This is a genomic window from Mesorhizobium sp. B2-7-1 (assembly GCF_006440735.1).
Lineage (GTDB): Bacteria > Pseudomonadota > Alphaproteobacteria > Rhizobiales > Rhizobiaceae > Mesorhizobium.
In genome coordinates this window covers 1-8506 of sequence record NZ_VFUA01000170.1, presented here as the reverse complement: position 1 = coordinate 8506, position 8506 = coordinate 1, and the positions used below count along the sequence as shown (strand labels likewise).

General features: G+C 57.3%; 8 protein-coding genes and 1 pseudogene. 5 read left to right on the top strand and 4 right to left on the bottom strand.

Translation table 11 applies throughout. From position 1 onward, the window contains the following. The first annotated feature begins 91 nt into the window (after window positions 1-91). Window positions 92-1345, top strand: coding sequence for a site-specific integrase (locus FJ471_RS33355; protein WP_140810261.1), 1254 nt, complete (start codon window positions 92-94; stop codon window positions 1343-1345). Window positions 1346-1936: 591 nt separating this feature from the next. On the opposite strand, the gene FJ471_RS35465 is transcribed toward FJ471_RS33355, so the two are convergent. Continuing rightward, window positions 1937-2317, bottom strand: a complete 381-nt coding sequence (locus FJ471_RS35465; protein WP_246684901.1) for a hypothetical protein — start codon at window positions 2315-2317, stop codon at window positions 1937-1939. 92 nt (window positions 2318-2409) lie between these two features. On the opposite strand from FJ471_RS35465, the gene FJ471_RS33340 reads away from it, so the two are divergent. Continuing rightward, window positions 2410-2625, top strand: a complete 216-nt coding sequence (locus FJ471_RS33340) for a helix-turn-helix transcriptional regulator (RefSeq protein ID WP_140810253.1) — start codon at window positions 2410-2412, stop codon at window positions 2623-2625. A 364-nt stretch (window positions 2626-2989) separates the two neighbouring features. On the opposite strand, the gene FJ471_RS33335 is transcribed toward FJ471_RS33340, so the two are convergent. Next, on the bottom strand, window positions 2990-4543 hold the full coding sequence (locus FJ471_RS33335; protein ID WP_140810245.1) for a hypothetical protein: 1554 nt from the start codon (window positions 4541-4543) through the stop codon (window positions 2990-2992). Window positions 4544-4659: 116 nt separating this feature from the next. On the opposite strand from FJ471_RS33335, the gene FJ471_RS33330 reads away from it, so the two are divergent. The 3 genes from FJ471_RS33330 (at window position 4660) to FJ471_RS33320 (ending at window position 6394) form a co-directional block, all read left to right on the top strand. Next, entirely contained in the window at window positions 4660-5697 is a 1038-nt protein-coding gene (locus tag FJ471_RS33330; RefSeq protein ID WP_140810239.1) for a hypothetical protein, read from the top strand. A gap of 67 nt (window positions 5698-5764) precedes the next feature. After that, entirely contained in the window at window positions 5765-5962 is a 198-nt protein-coding gene (locus FJ471_RS33325) for an HNH endonuclease signature motif containing protein (RefSeq protein WP_140810231.1), read from the top strand. Between the two features lie 108 nt (window positions 5963-6070). Next, window positions 6071-6394, top strand: coding sequence for a hypothetical protein (locus tag FJ471_RS33320; protein ID WP_140810224.1), 324 nt, complete (start codon window positions 6071-6073; stop codon window positions 6392-6394). Between the two features lie 327 nt (window positions 6395-6721). On the opposite strand, the gene FJ471_RS33315 is transcribed toward FJ471_RS33320, so the two are convergent. Together FJ471_RS33315 and FJ471_RS33310 are read right to left on the bottom strand one after the other, a co-directional pair. Further along, window positions 6722-6922, bottom strand: coding sequence for an AlpA family phage regulatory protein (locus FJ471_RS33315; protein WP_140810217.1), 201 nt, complete (start codon window positions 6920-6922; stop codon window positions 6722-6724). A 129-nt stretch (window positions 6923-7051) separates the two neighbouring features. Continuing rightward, window positions 7052-8506, bottom strand: a pseudogene (locus FJ471_RS33310) (Ti-type conjugative transfer relaxase TraA); the annotation flags it as partial.

Sequence of the window (8506 nt, the reverse complement as noted above, 5' to 3'; positions counted from 1 at the left end):
GTTTTAGGGGGATCGAGGCCCGTTTTGAACCCAACCGCAGACCCCTACTACCCGTCAGCCGATCCCACTCGAAAGCCTACGGGAGACCCCAGTGCCAAGCCTTACCGATGGAGAGATTCGCCACGCTTTGAAGCAGGTCGAGGAGACCAGTAAGCAGCAGAACCTTGTCGATGGCGAGGGCCATGGAACAGGCCGCCTCGTTCTAGTGATAAAGCCAATGCCGACCCGCATAACGGCGGACTGGATGGCCCAGCAGTGGCGAGACCAAAAGCGTCTCAAGAAAAAGCTCGGCTCGTATCCGTCAATGAGCCTCAGCCAGGCTCGCGAGATTTTCAGACGCGACTTCGCCGACATGATCCAGAAGGGACGCAGCATCAAGATAGCCGGCGACACGCGACCCGGCACGGTCGCCGATCTGTTTGAGGCTTACGTCGCGTCGCTTAAGGCAGATGGAAAACCGTCTTGGAAGGAGGCCGAAAAGGGCTTGAACAAGATCGCCGATTCGCTCGGTCGCAACCGCCCTGCCCGCGACATCGAGCCTGACGAGATCAGGGACCTCATTCGCCCGATTTATCAGCGAGGCAAACGGTCTATGGCGGATCATGTTCGCAGCTATATTCGATCGGCATACAGTTGGGGGCTGAAATCCGAGCATGACTACCGCACAACCTCAGTCCGTCGCTTTCGTCTCGTCTACAATCCAGCTGCGGGCATTCCAACCGAACCGAAAAAAGTTGGAACGCGCTGGTTGGATGAGGAGGAATTTCTCCGACTCTATCGTTGGCTCGAATCTCCCGATGCGCCAGTCCACCCCCCTTACACGCGTGCCGTAAGAATTCTTATGCTGACCGGCCAGCGCGTCGAGGAGATCGCTCGGCTACACGTCGATCAATGGGATGCGGCCGAGCGCATTATCGATTGGTCCAAGACCAAGAATGGAAAGCCTCACGCCATCCCCGTGCCCAAGCTGGCGGCGGAACTTATCGGGTCGATCAAGCCGAATGAATTTGGCTGGTTTTTTCCATCCGCGACCGACCCGTCCAAGCCGGTCAGCCATGGCACGCTCTATTCGTTCATGTGGCGCCAACGCGATCGCGAGGTCATCCCCGTCGTGACAAACCGCGATCTCCGGCGAACCTGGAAGACGCTTGCCGGCAAGGCTGGGCTCTCAAAAGAGATCCGAGACCGATTACAGAACCACACTCTGCAGGACGTCAGTTCCAAGAGCTACGATCGCTGGAATTACATGCCGGAAAAGCGTGCCGCCATGGCGCGGTGGGACAAGTTTGTCCGCGATATCCTGGTGAAGAAGAAGCGTAAAGCCACCTTCAAGGAAGCTGCGTGACGGCATCACATCTGTGATCGCTGGCAGACGTTTAGAGCTTCATAAAGAAACAGACCTCCGAAGGCACAGGTCACAGGTTCGAATCCTGTCGGGTGCGCCACTTTTATACTGTGAAAACAGTCGGTTAGCAACGCCCTATTTTTCCGCGAAGGGGCCAGGAAATACGTCGCGGAAGCACCACGGAAGCAGGCGGCAGGATGTTCGGGTAAGCCATAGGCCGGACGCCGTCCAGGCAGGCGTCCGTTGTCTGTCAAACAAACCACCGACTGCGGCCATAGCTACGTGTATGGCGGTGATGATACTTTTTGGGGCAACAGTCAGTTTCAAGATGCCGATGTTAAGGAGCTTGGCACCGCGCCAAGCCTTGGACAGTCCAGGGAGACTTATACAGCGGATGCGTTCGGCCGAGCATCCTCGTCCGCAATCGCCCCGACCAGCTTAGAGGCATCCTGCCAATAGCGAGCGGCATCCGCGCGTGTGGAGGCGCGGTCCGGCCGATAGGGAGGCAATTCACCTGCAACGCCTTTGAGGTCGCGCAACACCGAAGCAATATGCGGCCACGGGAAGTCAGTAGGGTCACCGATATCTCGATCAGCGCCGACGATCCAACTTGGCAATGACACCCGCGAGCGACGTAACCGCCACTTCGGGGATAATATCTTGAAGCTTGAGAGTTTCGGTCATCGCTAAGACCTCGGCCTCCCGGGCAACCGCATATGCCCCTCGATCCCCGCGAATGTGCTCCGCTTGGCCTTCAGTTCGCTTCAGAGAATCTCCAGTCAATCCCCGAATACCGGGATTGACCATCATTCGGCTCTCCAACCGCCGCTGCACGCGGCACAACAGCAGGGAGACATACCGTGTCATCTGCCAACCGTTCATTAGCAGGAGCGCGGCGTCGCGTAGCGCTGCATGTTGCATGTTCTTGTCGGGGCAGGTTGCGACGAGGACATTCGGCTTTGTCGTCAACACGGTACGGCCTCCTTCAATAGGCGAATTTAACCCACGGTGAATACATATTATAGTTGATAAACTTAAAGTGTGTAAACCTCGATTGTCGACGCATGGACATGCGTCAGCTTGTTGGAAAAAACTTCGCTCGTATTCGGCGAGAGAAAGGCCTGACGCAGGAGGAGGTCGAATCGCGCTCCGGATTCAGTCAGCAGTATCTAAGTAGCCTTGAGCGCGGTCGGCGAAATCCCACCGTGATTACCCTCTACGAACTTGCCCAAGCGTTAGGAGTAAGTCACTTGGAATTGGTCAAGCCAGACGGCTCCTAGTCCTGGCATAGTTACGAGCCGCTTGAGCGCGCGTTAAACGGGCCTGTAGCGAGCGTGCGGCAGCTTCGCGCCCGCATTCGATCGTTAATGTCAACTCCACCGTTTTCCTGGGAACGGATATTGGGCCGGTCAATGGATCGGCGAGTAGACCCTACTCGCTCAGTGCGACCTTCTGCGGAATGTTGACCGGGCCGCGCGCCTTCGCCGAAGGCACCCCCCCTTGCGTTAGCCGCGACACGACAGATTAGCAGGCTCCGGTAGTCAAATGCGGGAGGGCACCGCCAGCACCGCATATGAAGCAGGAGTTTCTGCGATTTGAGGTTGCAGGCCCAAGGGCTCAGCCAGACACAACACGTTCACGACCTCAATCGTCATGTGCCTTGTCGAAATCGAGCTCAATGTAACCGCCCTTTTGCGCAACGACTGCTGTCCTCGCAAGATCAATATTCAGCGTGAATGATCCAGCTCCCGAAGCTCTCGAAATCAAACCCTCGCGCGCTCCGCCAAAATTTGCGCAAGCGGACAGGGCTTCGATTCGTGAGGGTGGGTTGGCGGCCACGAGACATTGTGGCAGATCCACCGTCTGCGAAAGAGCCATATCGGCCAAATTTGGAAGCGCGTTGTTGAGAACCTTCTGAACGGCATCCCCCAATGATATCGTCATCGGCTGGCCGTCATTAGTCATAATGTCGAGCGTGAGGCTCTGCAAATCGACACGCACGCTGCCATTGTACATCGGTCGCGGCGCGGCAACGCCCAATGTCGTCTGAAGACTGGCGCTCAGCGGTGTCCCGTCATCGGCGTTCACGACCTTGACCGACCCAACGTCCAAGGCGGCCGTGACGGCGGGATTCCCATTTCCGTCGGCGTCAAATTTGACCTTCATGGCGTTTAAAAAAAGCTCGACGCCAATCGGATGCGCCATTGCCGTCGTTTTGTACGTCGCTGAAACCGCGAGCGGAAACAAACCACCAAGAAGGCCGTAATGCGGATCCTGAGGCTTAGGAAACTCGGGCTGCGCAATGAACCCGTCGCGAATACGCAGGAACGCGATCGTGTAGGGGTCATAAAGGAAGGCCACGCTCGACGGCAGCATCTGTGTCTTTGCCTCATTCAGATCCTGAGTCGTCGTGAAGAAGGTTGGCTGCAACGTTCCAGCCATTAGGAGGTATCGCCCGCGATCGACAACATAGTTCGAGGGATCCTTGATGTCCGGAAGCGTCTCATCCGAGACCATCATCCGAGCGCCCATCGGAAGGTTCTTCAACTTATCAAGCGGCGCGGCCAATCGGCTCCATGTGCCGTTCTCGTATCCCGCGAAAGCCAGATCCAACGTTAAGTCGCCGAGCTTGATCGCCGGCGGCAGTGTCACCCTGTATTGATTAGGTACCGTTATCGGATAGCCACTCTCAAGTGAGGTGAAGAAAAAGATGACGGGCACCTGGTCGATATTGACTAAACAGAGCGGCCGAATCACAACGCCGCCATCCGCAATGGTTCCAATGACCGGCATCAGATTAGAATCACATTCGATGCCGGCAGACACCGTATACGGTAGGCATTCCGATACTTCAACGGTCAAACCCGTCTTGATCCTCATAAAGGATTGGCTGGTTCCTTGAATAAAGTTCGCAGCTCCGGACAAGGTGTAGTGGAAGTATGGGATTGACGCTGTCACATGAGGGCGCGGGCAAATCTCGCCATTGTTATTGTAATAGAATTCATAGGCTGTTCCGCCAACAAGTCCTAGTATCTTCTGGACTGTCGTTGCCGTGTTCAAGCCTAAAACAATGTCATTGTTTGGAAATTTGTAATCTACGGCTTGCGCCTCGCCAGCAAATAATGCCGACAACCCCAACGCGCCCGAGAATACCTTTGCTATTGAAAGAGTCGTCGCCCAACTTGAAGATGTATGCATACGCTATCCTTCCTATGTGTTGGAAGAATTATTCGGTAAGCCCATTGTTGACAATTACACGTCATGTTACTCTTACAAAGAAGAAATTTCAATCTTTCTTTTGAAACGGGGCGACCATGCAGCGTCCTTCACAGTCGATTCAAGCTATTGTCGTCTTTCTGCTCCTTTGCCTTTTGTTCCTGCCGACGCCGCCTGCCCGCGCCGACCAGCTTGCTGACCGAATGACCTTTTGGCGTCAACAGGCTTATCATTGTACCGATCCGATATCGTTTCCCTCCAAGCATCGGACCCCAGACGGCAACAATCCTTCGCCTTGCGAAGACGGCGATATGGGCCTTTACAATGGGCTCCTCTGCGCGGTCGGAGAGGAAGAGGGATGCGACGGGGTGCTCAAGGCTCAAAGCGCAGACGGACGCTGGTGGCGATCGCCCCGGCTAATAGGTAAAACGGCGACGAACGCCGGCGACCAGGTGTCTTTTGCACCCGATCAAGCTCTCGGCGTGCTGGCAGCCCTAACGGCGAAGCACATAGTTGGGCCATACGACAGTTGGTGGACATGGTTGGACGCCAACCGCCCTTGTATTGTCGAGAACCCGTTTGACGCGAACAAGTGCCTTCTGCAGGGATGGCCGCGCTATTGTAGCGACGACCAAGACAAGAAGGGATGCACGTTTCGGCCGGTCGATTGCGCCAATCTGCACGTCGTCGGAAAATATCTTGGAACTACAAAGGACGATATTTGCAAGCAGGTGCTGAAGGATTTTGGGATCGACACGGATCAAGTCAGAGATTTCCTCTATCCCACGGAGCTCCTTGCGCTTGGAGCCGCAGGGGTCAACGAAACGGACTATCCGCTGCATTTGGCTGCAGTGGAAATATTCATTCTCCAGCGGATGGGCGACACCTCGCCCTATGTGAAGTTTGGAGGAGATGTGTTGGCGTCTCGAGACAACAACAACCCGTTCTTCCGCTATTTGTCAGAAGGACCAACAGAGCAGGTCAAGCTTCTGACGCTGCTTGAGTGTCCCTCGCCAGAGCTTCCTTCGAACCGCAAGAACCAATGGTCTTGGGAGCGACCGAGTAGCCAAATGGCATTTCGCGACAGCATGTATTGGGATTGCATTTTCATGGGTCGGCTCCTCGGCGCAACCTAATGTGACACCCGGCTTAGCTGCGGACTGTGCGAAATGATAATGATGACTTGCTTACGGCAGCAGGGGGGTGTGCCCGTTTTGCGGCGGCCTAGGGCATACGTGGACGCTCGACCACTATCTGCCGAAAGCTAACTTTCCTGCGTATTCAGTAAACCCAAGCAATCTGGTGCCGTGCTGCCGCGACTGCAATTCCGGCAAGAATGCCTCTTTCGGGGCGGAATTGCACGAACAGACGTTGCACCCTTATTGCTTGGCGCGGTCGTAGGGGCGCATTCGGCCAACCCTTATCAGCATCCTGGGCGAGTGCTGGAGCGTGAAAGCGTGGCCCGACTCAGAACCGACAGGAAGAGATGGAGACTGCGGGCTCTACGGCGTGAAGCCGCTCGCGTCAGCGGTCTCGGACGCGGGTGGTACATTCGAACTCCAGATAGACGCCGATCAAAAGACCTACACGGTGGTTTATTGCGCAAACGGCTACACCACCTATGTCGCCCGTGACTTGCCGAATCTGAGCGATGGCGAGCCAACCATTCCCATACCTGTTTTCCTGAGGATAAAAGAGTCTCAACAAACCGGCGCAGCCGACTTCCAAGGTGACGTTATTCGCCAGCCTTGGGCGCCCTCAACGAACTTGCCTACCTTCGCAGCGTTGGTTCAGAGCGCTACGATTCGGCAATTAGCGATTATGCCAGCCTGATCAAGGGGACGGACGGCAACAGAGCGGAGCTGTTGTTGTCGCTTGCAAATGCCACAGCGTCCTGGGGAAAGTAGAGTTTCAAAGGCGAGCCTCGTCAAGGCCGGAAAGCGAACGTTCAGACAAGTGACATCAAACCATGAGCACAGACACGGCAGCCAGACGCAACCCCATCGTGACGTCAGCCCAGTTGACCTCGCTAATCTGCGATGACGTGTTGCCGTTTGACGTCCGCTTCAACTATCATCTCCCCTGGAAGCCGCCGTTCTGCTGTCGGCCCCATAATGGACATCCATCAATCGGCAGATCGGTGGTAAAAGTAGTGGCGCGTTATTCCATTCGAACAAACCAGCCAGTGGGACTCTCAACCCATCGATTGATATCGGATTCGCGCCAGCCCGCCCCGTTGACACTGATCCTGATCTGAGCCGGGAACGTGCCTTCGGCAATCTTGCGATAGAGGGTCGAGCGGGACAGGCCGGTCCGGTCGAGGACGGTTTTCAGGCGGATGATCCGGTCTGGTTCAGGCATGGTCGCACTGCCTCTTGCTGGCTGGTTCTGATTGCTCCTGATCCAGAGAGGACAGACACTTGCGGGCGCGCAAGAGGGTTTTCCGGGTCGTCTTGCCCCGGCGTGGAAACGGCGGCGAATCGGACGTGTTCAGATTCCAATGCCACGGCCTCTGCCGATGCCATGGCTGAATGCGAGCTCCGCCCCGAGTCGGCGGCCGGAATCAGTATGAATGCCAAGATCGCGTTTGCGATTGCCAAGGAGGGATTCCAGTTGAGGATCGCGTTCGAGGCTTTTGGCCATGTCGGACATGGCCGAGCGGGTTGACTTGTAACTGGACATGTCGCCGACCCGGTATTGGTGCTGACTCGTTCGGTCGAGCTGTTGCCAGCGTTCCACAAAACGGTCGGCGCGGAGGCTCGGATCGCTATCCAATCCGGTGCGGATTTCCGTTTCAAGCTGGAGAGCCAGGACAATGCGGTTGACCCGGCCGGCCGCCGCTTCACGAACCATCTCAGGGTTCTTGACGTATGCCGCTTCGGCATCGCGCCAGCCATGCGGCCGAACCTTCTCGAAAGCGCTGCGGGCATTTCGTAATTCTCGCATCTGCTCGGGACTGCCCTGGCCATCCGCATTTCCGGTGCGCATGATCGCATCGATCGCGCGCGCATGACGCACAAGCGCCTTCGTGCGAGCGTTGCGCAACGCTGCTTCAGGGTGCACCAGCGCATCCGTGTCGCGCTGTGCTCCCCTAGCAGAAGCTCCTCTGTCGGGTGTCGGGCGGGCATCTCCGATTTGCGCGCCAACATCCTCCCTTCCCGGCCCGTGCCCACGGTCCTGACCGGGCTCGGCTTCTGCGGGCGAGCGCAACCCGTCCAGCAGCCCGCCGATCCTGTCGCGAAGCTTCTCCGGAACAATCCGGCGCACGATGTCGATCACGCGCTGCCGGAAAGTGATCCCGCGCCGCTCGGCATAGCTCTGCGCCGGGTCGATCCGGTCGTAGTCCGACGCCATGTCCTTGGCGCGGTCGCGTGACAGCGTGCGGATGAGCCGATCCCGTGTCGCGAAGTCACCGACGCCGTAATGCAGCTCCATGCCATCGCGGTGTCGCGACAGTGCGACGTAGCTGCCATGTGCATCCATGCCCGGCGTGGCGAGCACATGGACGCGCTCGACTGTCATACCCTGCGCCTTGTGAATGGTCGCGGCATAGCCGTGGTCGATGTGCGCGTAGTCTTTCAGGTCGAAGCGAACCGACCTGTCGTCATCGGTGCGCACGGTCATGCTCTGTTTGCTGACTTCCTCCACGATGCCGAGCGTGCCGTTCTTGACGCCGAGCGACCGCTCGTTGCGCAAGAACATGACGCGGTCGCCGCTCGCGAAGTTCCTTGCGCCGCGCTCCACATCCACCTGCACCTCGCTGCCCAGATCTCCAGCAGCGCGCATGCGCTCGCGCGCTGCATTGTTGAGCGCGCGCACTTCATCGTTTGTGTGGGTGAGGATGATCCGGCTTGCCGCCGGTTGCGCATGCCTGTCGCGATCCCAGCGCTCGACAAGATCGCTGCGCGCCTGGTCGCGCGTCGCGGCTTGATGCACCATGCCTTT

Bases quoted from the DNA above. Each gene is read 5' to 3' on its own strand.
- FJ471_RS33315 (WP_140810217.1), bottom strand. From the start codon at position 6,922: ATGCCTGAACCAGACCGGATCATCCGCCTGAAAACCGTCCTCGACCGG.
- FJ471_RS33330 (WP_140810239.1), top strand. From the start codon at position 4,660: ATGCAGCGTCCTTCACAGTCGATTCAAGCTATTGTCGTCTTTCTGCTC.
- FJ471_RS33335 (WP_140810245.1), bottom strand. From the start codon at position 4,543: ATGCATACATCTTCAAGTTGGGCGACGACTCTTTCAATAGCAAAGGTA.
- FJ471_RS33340 (WP_140810253.1), top strand. From the start codon at position 2,410: ATGGACATGCGTCAGCTTGTTGGAAAAAACTTCGCTCGTATTCGGCGA.